This is a genomic window from Rickettsia japonica YH (genome assembly GCF_000283595.1).
GTDB classification, from domain to species: Bacteria; Pseudomonadota; Alphaproteobacteria; order Rickettsiales; family Rickettsiaceae; genus Rickettsia; species Rickettsia rickettsii.
On sequence record NC_016050.1, the window covers coordinates 437,322 to 454,222 of the forward strand.

The following is a 16,901-nucleotide window of genomic DNA, read 5'->3' on the forward strand; positions in this document are numbered from 1 at the left end:
TTATTGTATGGCTTGATTTTCCGTCATTGCGAGTAAAAAATGTAAGTTTTGACGAAGCAATCCAGTAAGAAATTCTAATTTTAGCATTTCTTTAATTTTTTTTCTGGATTGCTGTGCAGTCTACGACTGCTCGCAATGACGATTTAATATTTATGAAACCACGTTTCTGTTAAACAAGCATACTACGTTTTAGAAATTTTAATTCAGCTTCAATTCGAGAGTTGGCAATTATTATATCTTCTAGTCGGTAATTATTTCTTTTTAAATAATTTTCTCTAATATCTGAAGCAAAAAAGCCGAAGCCTAATATTAAGACTATCTTAAATATAAACTTTAACTCTTCGATATTAATTGCTGTAACGATTATATTCGCTATTACGGTAATAGCAACAATTAACCACATTTTATGGTATAATGCCCAAAATATACTTAAAAGAGCCGCTATCCATGAAAAGCCTTCTGCAATAACAATAAAATTATTATTTTTTTGTGTGGAGTTAATGTATATTGCGTATATATTCATTATTTAAGTTTAAGCCTTGAAAATTCAAGGGACAATAATTAATTAAATTGGATTAGTCAAGTATACTCGTTTAATTTGGAAAATTGGCTACGTCGTTTTGGTAAGTCCTCGGATGCTCATGTATTAATATACGCTCCGCTCCTCGGCTTACAGACTCCTTGCTCTTTTCCAAATTAAACTTCGTCTATTCGTCTACTTAACAGTCATTCTAATAGTACTTAATTAACAACTTAATATCAATAAATTTTATATTATGTCAGATAATTTAGCCTTACATGGTACAACAATACTTTGTTTAAAAAAGAACGAAGAAATAATTATAGCAGCAGATGGACAAGTCTCGCATGGTAATACCGTACTAAAATCTACAGCACGAAAACTTCGGACTATAGCAAATAATAAAATTATTGCCGGTTTTGCGGGTTCTACGGCTGATGGTCTTGCGTTATTTGAAAAACTTGCAGTAAAGATAGAGCAACATAAGTATAATTTACTTAGAAGTGCAGTTGAGCTTGCAAAAGATTGGCGTAGCGATAAATATTTGAGACGTTTGGAAGCAATGATGATTGTTGCTGATCGTAGTCATATATTAATTTTAACCGGTAACGGTGATGTCGTAGAGCCTGAAAATAATGTGGCAGCAATAGGTTCAGGCGGTTTATTTGCGCTATCTGCCGCTCGCGCTCTAATGTCTTATGAGAATAATTTAACTGCTGAAGAAATTGCTTTAAAATCTATGAATATAGCTGCAGATTTGTGTGTATTTTCTAATCATAATATTATAATGGAAAAAGTTGTATGAAAGCTACTAAAACTACTTATAAAAAAGACCCTATGGGGCTTACCCCTTCTCAAATAGTGAATGAACTTAATAGATTTATCGTAGGTCAAGAAAAGGCCAAAAAAGCCGTTGCTATTGCACTTAGAAATCGTTGTCGTCGTAAAAGAGTAGAAGGTAATTTACGTAATGAAATAGTACCGAAAAATATTTTAATGATTGGTTCAACCGGTGTCGGGAAAACGGAAATAGCAAGACGCCTTGCAAAGCTGACTAATTCTCCTTTCTATAAAATTGAAGCAACTAAATTTACCGAAGTCGGATATGTAGGGCGTGATGTAGAATCAATAATTCGTGATTTAGTCGAAATAGCCGTTAATACTGAAAAAACTTTAGCAAAAACGAAAGTAGATCTTCATGCCCGTGAAAAAGCGATCGAGAGAATATTAGATAGTTTAGTAGGTAAAACTTCTAGTAGTGAGACTAGAGAAAAGTTCAAAGAAAAAATTTTAAACGGCGAACTTGATGATACGGAAATTGAAATTAGCGTAGCTGATACTACACCTGTTGGCGGTGGAAGTTTTGAAATACCGGGTATGCCGGGAGCATCTATGGGCGTTCTTAATCTTGGCGATATGATTGGACGAGCCCTTGGCAGCAGTAAGACTAAAACAAAAAAAATGCTAGTTAAAGATGCTATGGCTATTCTTATACCTGAAGAATCAGAAAAATTAATAGACCAAGAAAAAATTATTCAGCAAGCTATAAATTTAGCTGAAAATGACGGTATAGTTTTTATTGACGAAATTGATAAAATAGCTTCAACTGGTAGTTCTGGAGCAAAAAATGCCGAAATAAGTAGAGAGGGAGTGCAAAGAGATTTGCTACCTTTGATAGAGGGCACGACGGTTAATACTAAATATGGACCGGTTAAAACCGATCATATATTATTTATTGCTTCCGGTGCTTTCCATATTGCTAAACCTTCTGATTTATTACCGGAGTTACAAGGAAGGTTACCGATTAGAGTAGAATTAAATTCGCTTACCAAAGATGATATGATTAAAATATTGCTTGAGCCTGAAACTAGTTTAATAAAACAATATTCGGCGTTAATAGGTACTGAAGACGTACATCTTGAATTTGCTGCTTCTGCTATTGAGAAGATAGCGGATTATGCGATCACCGTTAATTTAGAAGTCGAAGATATAGGGGCTAGAAGGCTGCATACTATACTTGAGAATTTGCTTGAGGATATAAGCTTTGAAGCTAGCGAAATGAAAGGCAAAAAAATAACTATCGATGATAAATTCGTAGAAAATCAATTATCAAAAATAATAACTAATCTTGACTTAGCTAAGTTTGTTCTATAGTATGTTTTTTTCAATTAATGGTTAAGATAGGATTGTTATTTTTCATCATTACGAGGAAATTACGTCAGTAATTGACGAAGCAATCTCAGGAGTTAGTTATTATTTCATGAGATTGCCACGCAGCCTATGGCTGCTCGCAATGACGATTTAGTAGTATCCATGCAATAACATCTACAACCTAGCAAAATAGCATTTTAAGAAAAATTTCATGATAAGGCATATAGCAAGTCTAACGTGTTAAAGCAGTGTTATCTTCTATAGGGTTTGCACTACCTACTAAAAAGATTTTAATAAATTTAGCTCTGGCAGATTTAGTAAAAGAAGGAAGCCACTTCGATCTTGCGATTGCTTGTGCGATACTTACCGCAATGAATATTTTATCTGAACTTGAAATTGCGGAATATTTGATAATAGGAGAGCTATCATTAGACGGTTCAAGCTGACTGGTAAGTGGAGCTTTACCTGCAGCGATTGGGGCTTCTGTTAGAGGTAAAGGTCTTATTTGTTCAAGTAAAAACAGCTCAGAAGTTGCTTGGTCGGGTAATGATAATATACTTGTTGCAGGTAATTTAATTGAACTAGTAAATCATTTTAAAGGTTCACAAGTTTTAACTCATCCAGAAGCTAAGCTACAAGATGAGCCGATAAATTATCCCGATTTTAAAGATATAAAAGGTCAAACAATTGCTAAACAAGCTTTAGAAATTGCAGCATCAAGTGGCATAACCTTTTAATTTTTAATGTTCGGTTCTCCCGGAACCGGTAAATCAAGACTTGCTGCCTGTCTTCCCAGTATACTACCTAAAATGTCTACAAAAGAAATTTTAGAATGTAGTACGATTACAAGTATTGCAGGAAAATTTTTAGACGGTAAACTTACCAAAGCAAGGCCGTGCAGAACTCCACATTATTCATGCTCACTGGCCGCCATGGTCGGTGGCAGTGTCGGAAAAAAAGTAAAGCCTGGGGAAATTACGCTAGCTCATAACGGAGTATTATTTTTAGATGAACTACCTGAATTTCCACAGCATGTTATTGATGCATGAAGACAGCCTATTGAAAACGGTGAAATACTAATCTCACGATCAAATGCTCATATAAAATATCCGGCAAATTTCCAGTTAATAGCAGCTATGAATCCTTGTAAATGCGGTTATTGAGGCGATTCTTATAAGGAATGTATGAAAGCTCCAAAATGTGCTAGCGACTATCAAATGAAAGTATCGGGACCTATTATGGATAGATTTGATTTGTATATAGAAGTATCTAGTATTAATGTTTATAATTATGATTTGATTGTCTGAGGAAGAATCTGAATATATAGCCGAGAAAGTACTTTTAATTCAAGAAAAGAGATATGAGGGCTATAATAAGTTTTGATTACGCTATAAAATATTTATTAAAAGATAAAGGGGATTATAAAATAGTCGAGGGATTTATTTCGGCTATTCTTAAAGATGCTGGTTATAGTTCTGTTAAAATAAAAGCCCTACTAGAAAGTGGCAGTAATAAAGAAAATGATAGCTTAAAATCTAGCGTAGCAGATGTCATTGTGGAAGATGAAGAAGGGCATAAATATATAGTAGAAATAGATAAATCCTATACAAATCTTTTTAATGCATAAAGCTTGTTTTAATTCTAGTAGATTAATAGTTGATAGTATTTCTAAGAGCGAGGATTATTCTACTATAAAAAAATATTTCATATTAATTTATTGTATTTTCCTTTTGATAATATGAAAGCACCTTTATATCACGGTAAGACTATTTTTAGAGAAGTTGATAAAAAACACCCTATGAAATTTTCTTTGGGAGATATGAGAGGTAAAATATTTGATTTATATAATGTATTTCCAGAATATATTGTAATATCAGTACCATTATTTAATGATGTTATAAGAGATGAATTGGATGGCTATATGTAGTAAAACATTATGAAGTTAAGAAAGATTTTAAATCACCATATATGAAGAAAGTAGCAAAACGTCTTGATATACTTAAGATGACTCCTAAAGAGCAAATAATTTATCGTGCCTATATGAATAAAAGCTATAAAGCGTGTGATTATATAGTTTCTGCTGAAGAAAAAGTTAGAGAACAAGGTATGGCAAAAGGAATAGAGTAGGGGAGGAAAAAAGGTAAACAAGAAGGTATACAAGAAGGCGAAGTGACAAAAAGTATAAAAATAGCAAAAAAGATGTTAATGCAAAAAAACTCGATAGAAAAAATACATGAGATTACTGAAGTATCTATAAAAGAAATAGAGCGATTACAAACAGAAATTGAGAACCTTAAAAAATAACTATCTTTAATGACAAAAATTTACTTTATAGCTGGTGAGGTGTCGGGAGACTTTGTAGGTGGTCGTATAATGCAGCATTTAAAAAACAATACAGGAGTACAACTCAATTCACCTTTATCAAGCTTTGTGAATGACGCTGTACAGTTTGTTGGTGTTGGCGGCAAATATATGGAGGAAGCCGGTAGCTTTAAAAGCTTATTTCCTATTACTTCCATAAATTTAATGGGTTTTGTAGAAATTTTGCCTCATATTTTTAAGCTTAAAAAATTAATTGATAAAACTGTGGAGGATATAATAAATAGTAAAGCTGATTTATTAATTACCATAGATTCACCAGGGTTTACTTATCGTGTGGCAAAGCGAGTAAGGAAACTTTTACCAAAGCTGAAAATGATTCATATCGTTGCACCGTCAGTTTGGGCATATAAAGAGGGTAGGGCAGTAAAATACGCTAAAATTTATGATTGTTTATTTGCTTTACTACCGTTTGAACCTCCATATTTTACTAAAGTCGGTCTTGATTGTAGATATATAGGTCATCCGATTATGGAGCAAGAGTTTTATAGTGATAAAATAGCTTTACGTGAAGAGTTTAAAATAGATGAGAATGAGAGAGTTTTGTGTGTTACTCTTGGTAGTAGAAAGGATGAGATTCTAAGGCATTTATCGGTTTTTGTTTCTTCTATTGAAGAAGTATTCAAGAGTTGTAATAATCTTAAAGTTATATTTACTCTTGCAAATCCTGCTCATGAGGCAATAATAAAACCGTTTCTAGAAGATGTTAAGTTTAATTATTTATTTTCAAGTGAGAGACTTAAAACTTATGCTGTTGCGGATGTAGCTTTAGCAAAATCCGGTACTAATACTTTAGAGATAGCAGCTTCCGGTACTCCTATGATTGTGGCTTATAAAGTTAATCTTATAAGCTTTTTTATTATCAGGCTATTGATAAAAATAAAATATGTTACGTTGATAAATATTATAGCCGATAAAGAAATAATTCCGGAATTTATCCAATTTAATTGCCTAGCTAATCTTATTAGTAATAAGCTTCAAGAGTTATTATTTAATTCTAAGAAAGCTTGTGAGCAGGTAATAGAAAGCCAAAAAATTTTGCAGCAATTAGGATTTAAGTCAAACCGATTACAGCTAAATTCAGAAAGTTTTAGACACGATGAATTTAAAGGTAAGCTAGCTAGGTGTACAAAAGTACTTGAACACAGGCTTAGCTTGGAAAATTCGCTTGTATCAAGTGATCGAGATGACGCTGTACCTTCTTATATAGCTGCAGAAATTATTAAACAGGAGTTCTTAGAACCTAAAATAAAGTTGTTAAAAGAGAAAGATTAGTACTTGAAACCGGTGGTCCACAACATTTTCTGAATTATAATAAACATTAATATTAATATAATAACAAAATATATTTCCATGTTTTTTCTTATAGTATTAATTTGTTTCATTAAAATTTTTAAATCATTGGAAATTTTTTTGTATTCCTCATTGTTATCAGAACGCATTGTTGTCAAGAAACCGGATAAGTTTCCTAACTTATTTTGTAAAGCTTTTAACCTTTCAGTATGTTCTTCGTGTTTTAGATCTGTATTGTGATCTTGTATCATAATATATAATGCCCATTATAAGATCAGTATTAACGCCGGTATAGTAATATGTACTATGAATAAAGATTTATATTTCTTGTTTGTAACAAAAATTCTAACTTTTTCATTTTACAGGAGTATACTATTGTTATAGTAAATTGGTTTGCGTTATTAATTTGTTGCTCATTAGTCATCTAATTTTAATTACCAAATATTAAAACTATTGATTGATTTAGTACAAACTATATAATTTAAATTTAGCAAAAAGTTAGTTTTACTATATGTTATTTCAAATGTCAAGAAAAAACCATATTTCGTGGTATTTTTTTATCAATATTTCTAAGCCTTATAAAAATAATAGTTATTATGTTAAACAACCTATTAAAAACTAAACTTTTTTTAGTTATAGTATCTCTAACTATATTTATTACTTTGCTAAATTTTAGTATATTTTATATTTTTGTGCCGGGTGATCTTACTCAAAATAAAACGATAATTATTGAACCTAAATTATCCGTAAATCAAATAGTTACAAAACTTTATTCTAATGAAGTAATCAAATATCCAAGAATTTTTAAGGTAATTGCTAAAATTTATTCTATAAAAAGACCCCTTAAAAGTGGTGAATATGTGTTTACTCGTAATATATCACCTCTGCAAACTTTAAGAATATTAGCAAGCGGTAAATCTATAATACACAAGATAATTGTCCCGGAAGGTACGGTAGTTAGTGAGGTTATAAAGAAAATTAATGAAGAAAGTCGATTACTTGGAGAAATAAAAGGGATAATACCTGAAGGTTTTTTAATGCCTTCCACGTATTTTTTTTCTTACGGTGATCAAAAAGAGCAGATAATTGATCACATGAGAAATTTAATGTCTGCTAATTTAGATAAAGTAATGCAAAATCTTGCACCGGATTCTCCATTAAAAACTAGACTTGAGGTATTAACGCTAGCTTCAATAATTGAAAAAGAAGCCGGCTCAAATGCAGAAAAACCTATTATAGCAGCAGTATTCATTAATCGTTTAAAGAAAAATATGAAGCTACAAGCCGATTCGACTACTATATATGCTTTGACTGAAGGAAAATTTAAATTAGCAAGAGCTTTAACAAAAAAAGATTTATTGCAAGAACTACCCTATAATACTTATTATATAAAAGGTTTACCACCCGGTCCGATTTCTTGTCCGTCGTTAAAATCTTTAGAAGCAGTGGTAAAATCTGCTAAAACGGATGCATTATTTTTTGTAGTTGATGGTAAAGGCGGGCATAATTTTTCTAACAATCTTAATGATCATAATAGATTTGTTGAAACTTATCGAAAAAGTTTGATTAAAGTACCTGAGCCGGCAATTGATCCTGAAAAACCATCTACTCGATGAACTTCAAAAATTGGCTACGTCGTCTTATAAGAGCTGTGGTGCTCATGTATTAAGTATACGCTCCGCTCCTTGCCTTATAGACTCCTTGCTCTTTTTGAAATTGATTTGCGTATATTTTTATCTACTTAAGGGATGTTATCATGAATAATAGTGAATTTAGTAAAATAGCTGAGACAACAATTGCATATATAGCAGAAAAGATAGAAGAGCAGGATAAAGAAGCAAGTATAGATGTAGATTTACAAGGCGATATATTAAACCTTGATACTGATAAAGGGGTATATGTAATAAATAAACAAAGTGCCGCCAAAGAAATTTGGTTGTCGTCGCCGGTTAGCGGTCCTTATCATTTTTTGTATGAACAAGGCGCATGGACAAATAGAGCAGGGCTTGAATTAATGGCTATTTTAACTGAAGAACTTAATATTAAATTTTGATACTTGCCCCACTTGAAAAATTAGCCACAATGTCTTTGTAAGACCTCGGATGCTGAACGTTTAATATACGCTCCGCTCCTCGGCTGACAGACCTATTACTCTTTTCCAAGTTAAACTTCGTATCACTACTCTTCATTTTACTTCGGAGTATATATGAAAGATTTTGAAACTGCCGATAGTGCTGAAAAAGTTTATGATTTAATAATAAAAAATGTTCCTACTAGTGCATCTATATTCATTGATGTTGACGATACGCTTATAACTCCTAAATCAAAAACTTTTAAGCAGCCGCCTTATAATCAAATAATTGATAGAATTAAGGAAAATAAAAGTAGTTATGACAATTATAAGGAAATTATCAGTAATTGGCGTTTGCAGCGAAAAGTAATATTAATTGATGAAGAGTGGGTAGAAGTTATAAACAAGCTCAAGGAAAAGTTTCCGGTTTATGGTCTTACACAAATGAATACGGGAGCATTCGGCAATATTCCTTCTATGCAAGATTGGCGATATAAAGAACTAAAAGAGCTGGGTCTCAAATTTTCAGATAATGAAAAATTAGCAATTTATAATTCAGGACAAAAGGATGATGCTATTTTTTATAAAGGTATATTTATAACTGGTAATCACTCAAACAGTGGTACTTTATCAAAATTTTCTGAAGAGCTAAATGCTAGTTTTATTGTATTTGTTGATGATCGTGCGAAGGTAGGAGATTATTGTAAAAAGAATAAAATAGGTTTTTTAGACATTTTATTTGACGGGCTTAAAAATTTAACAGGCGAACCTGATCCTACACTTGCCGAATTTTAAGAATCATATTTAATAGAAAACGCTAAATGGCTTGAAGACATAGAAGCTTATGGGCTAATGGTCAGGAAGTAATAATTAAATAGAATACATGCCTACATAGATATCATCATTGCGAGCAGCCATATAGGCGGTGTGGCAATCCATAAAAAATAATAAAAATTCTGTAAATCAGAATTTTTAACTAGATTGCTTCGTCAATTATTTTATAATTTCCTTGCAATGGTGACTTAGTATCCACGCAACAATGCCACGCAGGAATGGTGTCGAGAGTCGTACAACACTCTAAATAATCCCTAAAATCCATGAGTTTTAAACATGTACTTTCTAAAAAATTTTTTGATAATATTCGTAGTCTAATACGTCTGTTTCAGCTATCAAAGTTGAGACAGAAATAATCGGCAATATGAGTGGTGAGGTTGTTTTAGATTTACCCTATGCATGGGCAAATGCCTACATATTACAAGCAAATCAAAAATGTTAAGCTAGAATATCCTATTGGAAAATTACAGTTTAGAAATCAAGACTCGAATAAAGCTATTTTAAATACGGGAAAAATCAATATTATTCGTTTAAGCTACGAAATATATCAAAAAACCGGTAATCCTTGTGATATCCACGAAGCAATAATTAGACAAAATTTAATTCATTCACCGGGTTATGGGCTTTTTGCTACTCCCGGTGATCTAAATGGAAATGATATAGTAGCGTTTAACATTGAATGGAATAATATTCCTGATAGCTGGGACACAATATCAGATTATGGTCTTGGTAAAAGCGTGAAATTTAAAGCTATGCCGATTGAATTATATAGTGCAGTTTATGCAGCGGGTGATTTACGTGTTTACAAAATTGTCGATCAAAAAAATCCTGTATATCTTGCGTTACATGGTCAATTTGATCTTAAAGATGAAGAAATAGCTTCTTATATAAATAAAATTATCAAGGGACAAAGAACATTTTTCCATGATAATGATTTTCCTTATTATCTAATAAGCTTAATCGAGGGGAATCAACCTAGACATATGGGCAGAACGGGCTTAACTCATAGTTTTACTGCATTTATTCCTCAAGGTTTGGACAAATAGGATTATATAACGTTACTTGCTCATGAACATCTACATAATTGGACAGGGAAGAAAATACGTAATAACTTAGAACGATTAAATTATTGGTGGAGCGAGGGATTTACCGATTATTATAGCAGGGTTTTAGCCTTACGTTCTAGTGTTATAACGCTTGAGGAATTTGTAGAAGAATTTAATAAATTCTTTGAGAATTATTATTTATCACCTGTTATAAATGAACCTAATAATTTAATTGAAACAGATTATTGGCAAGATTATGCAGTACAAAGATTGCCATATTATCATGGATTTGTTTTGGCACTTTATTTGGACAATTTCATTAAAGAGAATAATAAGAGTAAATCGCTGGATAATGTTATGCTTGATTTATTTAAAACCTCAAAAGAACAAGAATTTTCAAGCGATTATTTTAAAACAATAGTTAAAAATTATCTTCCAAAGGGCATAGATCAAGAGATAAACGAATATATAGAACAAGGTAAAACTATAGATTTAGCTAATGTTGCTAAAGTGCTGCCGATCGAGACAATAACAATGTGGGCATATGATCGTGGTTTTGATAGAGATGCTTTCATAAATAATTATACAATAAAAGATATTGATGAAAATAGTAACGCTTATAAATCTGGACTTAGAAACAGGGACATAGTTATAAAATATGATTTTCCTAAATGGGGTTCTTCTGATCAGATAGTTACAATCAACACAATTAAAGGCGAGTTTCAATTTAGACCTGAAAGTACTAATAAAAAAGATATATAAAGGTTCAAGCCTACTTTGTCTAAAGAAGATAAGCTAAAAATCAAAAAGTTTTTTAACAGCTAAACCTTCTTTTTATCTTAATGTATTATCAATTTTTAATTATTTATTAATAATGCCCATTGATACAACCCAACATTTAAGTTATAATTGCGTCACGATTTAATTTTAAGGGGAAAAATCATGACAAAAAACTATACAGAGCCACAAACTTCAAAAAAAACATCTAGTTACTTTGACAGTGCTACAATTCATTTTCAAAATGCTACCAAAGCTGCGACAGATTTCACAATGTATGTGCTACCTTAGCAACGGAACATGCTATTAATGTGATAGAAAACGGTGCAAAAACTGTATGTTCCGTTCAGGGTTTTGTTTCTGATGTGAACAACTCTAATTATTCTGTTGTATCTACATTTGCTTAAGTAACCGTAGCAAGCCTTGCAACTTTGGTTTATTACAATCCTCCGGTTCTTATCGGTGCTTTTACCTTAGGAGCAATTTTAATTTCGCCGTCCGATTAAAAAATACAGTAAAAGCAGGACTAACTGCAGGATATGTAGTTTATGAAACTGTGGGAAGGTTTAGTAGCAGGAACAGCAGGTATAGTTTCTCTTATTGCCGATAATATTTACGGTGATACCGCAGAGCTTCCGGTGCTATTAATACTAACATGATAGAGTATTATAGTTAAAACATTGTCATACTCAATCGTTATTGCGAGGAGTTGCATGGCTTCTATGTCATTCCCGCGAAAGCGTGAATCTAGTAAAACATATAAAAACTTGTTTTTATATGTTTATTTTACCAAATATACAATTTTTGTACCGATAAGATTATTTTTACTGGATCCCCGTTTTCGCGGAAATGACATAGAGAGTCACGCACTAGTTAAACGCTTTATTATCTCTTCTCTATCAATCAAAGGTAAAACGCCTGCGATTTCCGGTCCTGATTCTCTGGCGGTTAAAGCAAGGCGAAGAGGTAAAAATAACTCCTTACCTTTCCTGCCTGTTATATTTGTTATTTCTTTAGTCCAAATGCTCCAGCTATCTTTAGTGATTTCACCTTTCGGTAATAATTCTGCTGCTTGCTTTAAATATTCCTTATCTAAATTTAGATTTTCTACATTCGGAGTTTGATGGCAAATTTTCCACCAATCTTTTACATCACGTAATTTTTGCAAGTTAGGGCTTACCGATAACCAAAAATTTTCATCAATATACTCGGCATCTATTTCTTTAAGGCGTTCTTTTACTGTATCAAAATCTAAACTTATAAGTAATTTATGATTTAATCTTTCTAAATCTTCCGGCTGATAGATAGTTGGACTTTTAGAGAAACTACTTATCTCAAATTGATTTGCTAGCTTCTCCATTGATTTATAAGGCAAGATTTGTGCTGATGAACCAAGTAAACTAAAAAAGCTAGCGATTGCCATAGCTTCGATTCCAACTTCTTTTCTAAGAGTTGCGATCTCAAACCCTCCAACTCTTTTAGAAATTTTCTCATCTTTATTGATTATTAAACTTAAATGCCCAAAAGTCGGAGGAGTAGTATTTAAAGCCTCAAACATTTGCATTTGAATGGCGGTATTGCTAACGTGATCTTCACCCCTAATAATATGAGTAATATCATAATCAATATCGTCAATAACTGAGCATAACATATAGGTCATACTACCGTCTGCTCTTATCACTATTGGGTCGCTTAAAGCCTTGCCGTCATATTTAACTTCGCCTTTGATCATATCATGCCAGCTAATCGGTTCATGATTTACCAGAAATCTATAATGCGGTTTTCTTCCTTGTTCTATATATTTCTTTGCTTGCTCTTCAGTTAGATTTAAGCTAGCTCGATCATAAATTGGTGGTAAACCTTTAGATAATTGAAATTTACGCTTTAATTCTAGCTCTTCAGGAGTCTCATAGCAGGCATATAATCTTTTTTTGTCTAGTAATAGATTTTTGATTGCATCATATCTACTTAAACGACTTAATTGATTAAATGTCTGATCCCAATTAATATTTAAAAATTTTAGATCTTCCTCGATAGCGTCTTTATATTCCTGTTTACTACGCTCTAAATCCGTATCGTCAAATCTTAAAATAAACTGTCCGTTATGCTTCTTTGCATATAGCCAGTTAAGCAATGCTGCCCTGATATTCCCGACATGTAACATACCGGTCGGTGACGGAGCAAATCGTGTTATAACTTTTGTCATAAATAAGTAATTTTATTAATTGTCATCCCGTGGCTTGACCACGGGATCTTGTATCACAGCCTGTGTCCTGAGACCCCGTGATCAAGTCACGGGATGACACTAAACCATTTACGCCGGTTTCTTCTCTAATTTCGCTTTATTCTCTTCAATTAGCTTCATCGCATCATCTAAGCTTAAATTTAGAAAATCATATTTTTTTTGCACTGAAATAAATTTACCCATATATTTTATGTAAGGACCGAATTTACCGTATCCTATCATAATTTCCTCGTCGCTATCTTTATGAATACCTATTTTTAGCGGTAAGCTTAGAAGCTTTAATGCTATATCAAGTGTAATATCATTTTGGTTCAAGCTAGCAGGCACGGGGCTACGCTTTGGCTTTACTTTGCCTTCTTGTTCGCCAAGTTGAATATAAGGTCCGTAAGGTCCTTTTTTCAGATATATTTCTACTCCGTCTTTATCCGTACCTAAAACTTTATTCTCATTAGGCATAGCGGCAGGCTCGCCTTCATTCTCGTTGTTATCGTTACCGCTAACAATAGATTTTCTAAAAGTACATTCAGGGTAATTACTACATGCTAAAAACGCTCCGAACTTACCAAGCTTTAAGCTAAGTTCGCCCGTGTTACATGAAGGACAAACTTTAGATTCTTTATTCTCACCGAACAGGTGATAATCAAGGGCTTTCTGTACATAGCTAATAATCTCGGTTATTTTCTGCTCGTTTACTGATTCAATATTATGGTTAAAACCGCTCCAAAAATTATTTAAAGCAGCTTTCCATTCAAGTTTGCCGGCTGCTATTGCGTCTAATTCGTTTTCAAGTCCTGCAGTAAAATCATATTCAACGTATTTTTTGAAGAAACCGACTAAAAATACCGTTACCAAACGTCCAAGCTCTTCAGGTATAAATCGTTTTTTCTCAAGAGCAACATATTTTCGATCTTGTAAAACCGATAAAATACTAGCATAGGTCGAAGGACGACCGATCCCAAGCTCTTCAAGTTTTTTCACTAAACTTGCTTCTGAATATCTTGGAGGCGGTTCAGTAAAATGTTGATTTGGAATAACTTTTTTAGTTTTAAGCGGCTCTTGTTCTTTTAAAGGCGGCAGCATTTTATTTGCTTCTTCAGCTTTATCGTCCATACTTTCACGATAAACCTTATAAAATCCGTCAAAGGCTATAGTCGATCCGTTTGCTTGTGCCAAATATTCTTTATTTTCCGAAGCTAAATTTGCAACTACCAAATCCATTATAACATTTTCCATTTGGCAGGCTATAGTTCTTTTCCAAATCAACTCATAAAGCTTATAATAATCCTTTTCTAGCTTTTCTTTTAAGCTATCAGGAGTATAAGTAATATTTGTTGGTCTTATTGCTTCATGAGCTTCTTGAGCATTTTTTACTTTGGATTTATAAATTCTAGGGCTAGTCGGTAAATATTTATCGCCGTAACTTTTATCGATTAACTTACGTATATCTGCTATTGCATCATTTGATAATGTAACGCCGTCGGTTCTCATATAAGTAATAAGCCCTATAGTTTCCTTACCTATATCAACACCCTCATAAAGTTTTTGTGCTATTTGCATAGTCTTTTTAGCACTAAAACCTAATTTTCTTGCTGCTTCTTGTTGTAGTGATGCAGTAATAAAAGGAGGTTGTGGTTGACGTTTTTGTTGTTTTTTTTCTATCTTATCAACATGAAATTTTTGAGATTTTAATTTTTCGGTTAAATCTTTGGCGTTTTTTTCGTTAATAATTGAGAATTTTTCTAACTTCTGATCGTTTACGTGAGTCAATTTAGCAGTAAATAGTTCGTTATTACTATTTTGCATTTTAAGGCTAATATCCCAATATTCTTCTGACTTAAAACGCTCTATTTCATCTTCTCGCTCACATATTAATCGCAGAGCCACAGACTGCACACGTCCTGCCGATTTACATCCCGGTAACTTACGCCATAAAAGAGGTGAAAGGGTAAAGCCGACTAAATAGTCTAAAGCTCTTCTTGCTTGTTGGGCATTTACTAAGTTATTGTCAAGTTTCCTAGGGTTTTCAACGGCATGAATAATTGCTTTTTTAGTGATTTCGTTAAATGCTATCCTTTTGAAAAAATCATCGGATTTAACTTGATTCTTTTCTTTTATTACCTCTGCAACATGCCATGAGATAGATTCACCCTCACGATCAGGATCGGTTGCAAGATATACTGCATCAGCTTTTTTAGCATCTTTCACTATGGCATCTACATATTTACCGGCTTTATCGGAAATATCATATTTCATTGCAAAATTTTCATTAGGTAACACCGAGCCTTTTTTAGAAGGTAAATCTCTAATATGACCGAATGATGCAATGACCTTAAACTCATCACCTAAATATTTATTTATCGTTTTTGCCTTTGCCGGCGATTCTACTATTACTAATTTCATCTACTTATTATAAACTAATGATATTTTATTACCGGCGTGACGCGTTACTGTCCCGGCGAGTTCTAATTCTAATATTACCGTATATATGATAGGAAGCGGTAATTCTATTTCTTTTGGTAAATATTCCAAGTCTTATGGGTACTGCCGATAATAATTCCAATATAGCAAGCAGTACGCTCCTTTTGTGACGGTTCTTTAACATATCTCGTATTTACTTACTGTTCCTAGCTCAACAAAATCCTTAAATAATCCATCATCTTTTTTCATAAATTCTTCATATTGTGGTAAATTAGCTAAAATATAGTCTACTGATTCCACTAAATATGCTCCATCTCTAATCAATTTATTTGTACCTTAACATCTTGGATCTAAAGGAAAGCCAGGAACGGCAAATATTTCCCTATTTTGTTCAAGTGCAAATTTTGCAGTTATTAATGAATTGGATTTTAAGCTTGCTTCTACTACCACTACTCCTAAGGCTAGTCCCGATATTATCCTGTTACGCTGTGGGAAATGTTTTCCAAGCGGGGTAAAGCCGATAGGTAACTCAGCTAATATTAAACCTTCTTCTGCTAAATTTTCAAATAGTTTTTTATTTTCCGGTGGATATATATGATCAATACCGCCTACAATAACTTCGATAGTTTGAGAAATTGCAGCTTGATGTACGCTGCTATCTATTCCTCGTGCTAACCCTGAAACGGTTATATAACCTTCTTTTACTAAATCATTTGCAATTTTATGCGCAAAGCTTCTTCCGTTTGCAGCAGCGTTTTTGTGCCTACTATTGCAACGCATTTATTATGGTTTAATAACTCTATATTACCTTTATAGCTTAATATTGGCAGTGGATCATAAATTTCAAGTAATAATTTTGATATTCCGGAGATTTATATGTGATGATCTTAGCATTGTCTTTTTCGAGAAGCTATAACTCTTTTTCAGCATCGCTTTTACTGAAAATTTTAATTGGTTTTGACTTTCCGCCTCGCAATGAAAAATCCGGAATGTTATCTATGGCAGTTGCTACATCACCAAATAATTTAATTAAACTAAAGAAAGTTTTAGGACCGATATTTCACTCCTAATAAGATGTAAAATATTAATTGTTTCAATATTATAAGATATTTTAGGAGCAGAAAATAATTCTTTCAACATTATTTAGGGTTATTTGATATTGCGTTA

The 16,901-nt window shown here is 32.7% G+C and carries 19 protein-coding genes and 4 pseudogenes; 15 read left to right on the forward strand and 8 right to left on the reverse strand.

What is annotated here, in order from left to right:
• Positions 1-169: 169 nt before the first annotated feature.
• Together RJP_RS02325 and RJP_RS07595 are read right to left on the reverse strand one after the other, a co-directional pair.
• Positions 170-523: a DUF2628 domain-containing protein gene (locus RJP_RS02325; protein ID WP_014120682.1), complete on the reverse strand. Its 354-nt coding sequence runs from the start codon at positions 521-523 to the stop codon at positions 170-172.
• A gap of 70 nt (positions 524-593) precedes the next feature.
• Positions 594-695, reverse strand: coding sequence for a palindromic element RPE5 domain-containing protein (locus tag RJP_RS07595; RefSeq protein ID WP_014014133.1), 102 nt, complete (start codon positions 693-695; stop codon positions 594-596).
• Positions 696-776: 81 nt separating this feature from the next.
• Here RJP_RS07595 and hslV point away from each other — a divergent pair, with 81 nt between their 5' ends.
• The 7 genes and pseudogenes from hslV to lpxB all read left to right on the forward strand — a co-directional run bounded on the left by hslV (position 777) and on the right by lpxB (position 6,325).
• On the forward strand, positions 777-1,325 hold the full coding sequence (hslV, locus tag RJP_RS02330; RefSeq protein WP_014014134.1) for an ATP-dependent protease subunit HslV: 549 nt from the start codon (positions 777-779) through the stop codon (positions 1,323-1,325).
• Positions 1,322-2,674: an ATP-dependent protease ATPase subunit HslU gene (gene hslU / locus RJP_RS02335; RefSeq protein ID WP_014014135.1), complete on the forward strand. Its 1,353-nt coding sequence runs from the start codon at positions 1,322-1,324 to the stop codon at positions 2,672-2,674. Before hslV ends, hslU begins: the two co-directional genes overlap by 4 nt.
• 245 nt (positions 2,675-2,919) lie before the next feature.
• A complete protein-coding gene (locus RJP_RS10300) occupies positions 2,920-3,117 on the forward strand; it encodes a magnesium chelatase domain-containing protein (protein WP_225981194.1) in 198 nt (65 codons plus the stop codon).
• Between the two features lie 297 nt (positions 3,118-3,414).
• Positions 3,415-3,978: pseudogene (locus RJP_RS10305) on the forward strand (ATP-binding protein).
• Between the two features lie 53 nt (positions 3,979-4,031).
• Positions 4,032-4,298, forward strand: a complete 267-nt coding sequence (locus tag RJP_RS02355) for a PD-(D/E)XK nuclease family transposase (RefSeq protein ID WP_024704499.1) — start codon at positions 4,032-4,034, stop codon at positions 4,296-4,298.
• Between the two features lie 90 nt (positions 4,299-4,388).
• Positions 4,389-4,975: pseudogene (locus RJP_RS11270) on the forward strand (hypothetical protein).
• A 9-nt stretch (positions 4,976-4,984) separates the two neighbouring features.
• Positions 4,985-6,325, forward strand: coding sequence for a lipid-A-disaccharide synthase (gene lpxB, locus RJP_RS02370; protein WP_014120683.1), 1,341 nt, complete (start codon positions 4,985-4,987; stop codon positions 6,323-6,325).
• On the opposite strand, the gene RJP_RS02375 is transcribed toward lpxB, so the two are convergent.
• A complete protein-coding gene (locus tag RJP_RS02375) occupies positions 6,322-6,594 on the reverse strand; it encodes a hypothetical protein (RefSeq protein ID WP_014014139.1) in 273 nt (90 codons plus the stop codon). The genes lpxB and RJP_RS02375 overlap by 4 nt on opposite strands.
• A gap of 345 nt (positions 6,595-6,939) precedes the next feature.
• On the opposite strand from RJP_RS02375, the gene mltG reads away from it, so the two are divergent.
• From mltG to RJP_RS11275, 7 genes and pseudogenes are all read left to right on the forward strand, one after another.
• Positions 6,940-7,959: an endolytic transglycosylase MltG gene (gene mltG / locus RJP_RS02380; RefSeq protein ID WP_010977088.1), complete on the forward strand. Its 1,020-nt coding sequence runs from the start codon at positions 6,940-6,942 to the stop codon at positions 7,957-7,959.
• Positions 7,960-8,099: 140 nt separating this feature from the next.
• Positions 8,100-8,396 (forward strand): iron donor protein CyaY, encoded by a 297-nt coding sequence (cyaY, locus tag RJP_RS02385; RefSeq protein WP_014014140.1) that lies wholly within the window; start codon positions 8,100-8,102, stop codon positions 8,394-8,396.
• Positions 8,397-8,549: 153 nt separating this feature from the next.
• Complete coding sequence (locus RJP_RS02395; protein WP_014120684.1) at positions 8,550-9,209, forward strand: DUF2608 domain-containing protein; 660 nt, start codon at positions 8,550-8,552, stop codon at positions 9,207-9,209.
• A 446-nt stretch (positions 9,210-9,655) separates the two neighbouring features.
• Positions 9,656-10,294 carry a hypothetical protein gene (locus RJP_RS02400; RefSeq protein ID WP_225981195.1) on the forward strand — a complete coding sequence of 213 codons (639 nt, stop codon included), beginning with the start codon at positions 9,656-9,658 and terminating at the stop codon, positions 10,292-10,294.
• Between the two features lie 54 nt (positions 10,295-10,348).
• Positions 10,349-10,435, forward strand: a pseudogene (locus RJP_RS10310) (hypothetical protein); the annotation flags it as partial.
• Between the two features lie 153 nt (positions 10,436-10,588).
• Positions 10,589-11,056, forward strand: a complete 468-nt coding sequence (locus tag RJP_RS10315) for a hypothetical protein (protein WP_231839107.1) — start codon at positions 10,589-10,591, stop codon at positions 11,054-11,056.
• Between the two features lie 326 nt (positions 11,057-11,382).
• Positions 11,383-11,577: pseudogene (locus RJP_RS11275) on the forward strand (hypothetical protein).
• A gap of 356 nt (positions 11,578-11,933) precedes the next feature.
• Here RJP_RS11275 and gltX read toward each other — a convergent pair.
• The 5 genes from gltX to RJP_RS09965 form a co-directional block, all read right to left on the reverse strand.
• Positions 11,934-13,277, reverse strand: coding sequence for a glutamate--tRNA ligase (gltX, locus tag RJP_RS02410; protein WP_014120685.1), 1,344 nt, complete (start codon positions 13,275-13,277; stop codon positions 11,934-11,936).
• A 108-nt stretch (positions 13,278-13,385) separates the two neighbouring features.
• Complete coding sequence (gene topA, locus RJP_RS02415) at positions 13,386-15,716, reverse strand: type I DNA topoisomerase (RefSeq protein WP_014120686.1); 2,331 nt, start codon at positions 15,714-15,716, stop codon at positions 13,386-13,388.
• The gene (locus RJP_RS09960) at positions 15,717-15,845 is read right to left on the reverse strand and encodes a DprA-like winged helix domain-containing protein (protein WP_197535033.1); all 129 of its coding nucleotides are present in this window, start codon (positions 15,843-15,845) and stop codon (positions 15,717-15,719) included.
• Positions 15,846-15,911: 66 nt separating this feature from the next.
• Positions 15,912-16,034: a hypothetical protein gene (locus tag RJP_RS10990; protein WP_269076343.1), complete on the reverse strand. Its 123-nt coding sequence runs from the start codon at positions 16,032-16,034 to the stop codon at positions 15,912-15,914.
• Between the two features lie 36 nt (positions 16,035-16,070).
• Positions 16,071-16,514, reverse strand: coding sequence for a DNA-processing protein DprA (locus RJP_RS09965; RefSeq protein ID WP_197535034.1), 444 nt, complete (start codon positions 16,512-16,514; stop codon positions 16,071-16,073).
• A gap of 101 nt (positions 16,515-16,615) precedes the next feature.
• Here RJP_RS09965 and RJP_RS11640 point away from each other — a divergent pair, with 101 nt between their 5' ends.
• Positions 16,616-16,804, forward strand: coding sequence for a hypothetical protein (locus RJP_RS11640; protein WP_024704502.1), 189 nt, complete (start codon positions 16,616-16,618; stop codon positions 16,802-16,804).
• Positions 16,805-16,901 lie beyond the last annotated feature (97 nt).

What these genes read in the sequence shown, in the direction of transcription:
- RJP_RS02325 (WP_014120682.1), bottom strand. Translation starts at nt 523, where the DNA reads ATGAATATATACGCAATATACATTAACTCCACACAAAAAAATAATAAT.
- gltX (WP_014120685.1), bottom strand. Translation starts at nt 13,277, where the DNA reads ATGACAAAAGTTATAACACGATTTGCTCCGTCACCGACCGGTATGTTA.
- hslU (WP_014014135.1), top strand. Translation starts at nt 1,322, where the DNA reads ATGAAAGCTACTAAAACTACTTATAAAAAAGACCCTATGGGGCTTACC.
- RJP_RS02355 (WP_024704499.1), top strand. Translation starts at nt 4,032, where the DNA reads ATGAGGGCTATAATAAGTTTTGATTACGCTATAAAATATTTATTAAAA.
- RJP_RS02395 (WP_014120684.1), top strand. Translation starts at nt 8,550, where the DNA reads ATGAAAGATTTTGAAACTGCCGATAGTGCTGAAAAAGTTTATGATTTA.
- hslV (WP_014014134.1), top strand. Translation starts at nt 777, where the DNA reads ATGTCAGATAATTTAGCCTTACATGGTACAACAATACTTTGTTTAAAA.
- topA (WP_014120686.1), bottom strand. Translation starts at nt 15,716, where the DNA reads ATGAAATTAGTAATAGTAGAATCGCCGGCAAAGGCAAAAACGATAAAT.
- RJP_RS09965 (WP_197535034.1), bottom strand. Translation starts at nt 16,514, where the DNA reads ATGCGTTGCAATAGTAGGCACAAAAACGCTGCTGCAAACGGAAGAAGC.
- RJP_RS11640 (WP_024704502.1), top strand. Translation starts at nt 16,616, where the DNA reads ATGATCTTAGCATTGTCTTTTTCGAGAAGCTATAACTCTTTTTCAGCA.
- cyaY (WP_014014140.1), top strand. Translation starts at nt 8,100, where the DNA reads ATGAATAATAGTGAATTTAGTAAAATAGCTGAGACAACAATTGCATAT.
- RJP_RS02375 (WP_014014139.1), bottom strand. Translation starts at nt 6,594, where the DNA reads ATGATACAAGATCACAATACAGATCTAAAACACGAAGAACATACTGAA.
- mltG (WP_010977088.1), top strand. Translation starts at nt 6,940, where the DNA reads ATGTTAAACAACCTATTAAAAACTAAACTTTTTTTAGTTATAGTATCT.
- lpxB (WP_014120683.1), top strand. Translation starts at nt 4,985, where the DNA reads ATGACAAAAATTTACTTTATAGCTGGTGAGGTGTCGGGAGACTTTGTA.
- RJP_RS02400 (WP_225981195.1), top strand. Translation starts at nt 9,656, where the DNA reads ATGCCTACATATTACAAGCAAATCAAAAATGTTAAGCTAGAATATCCT.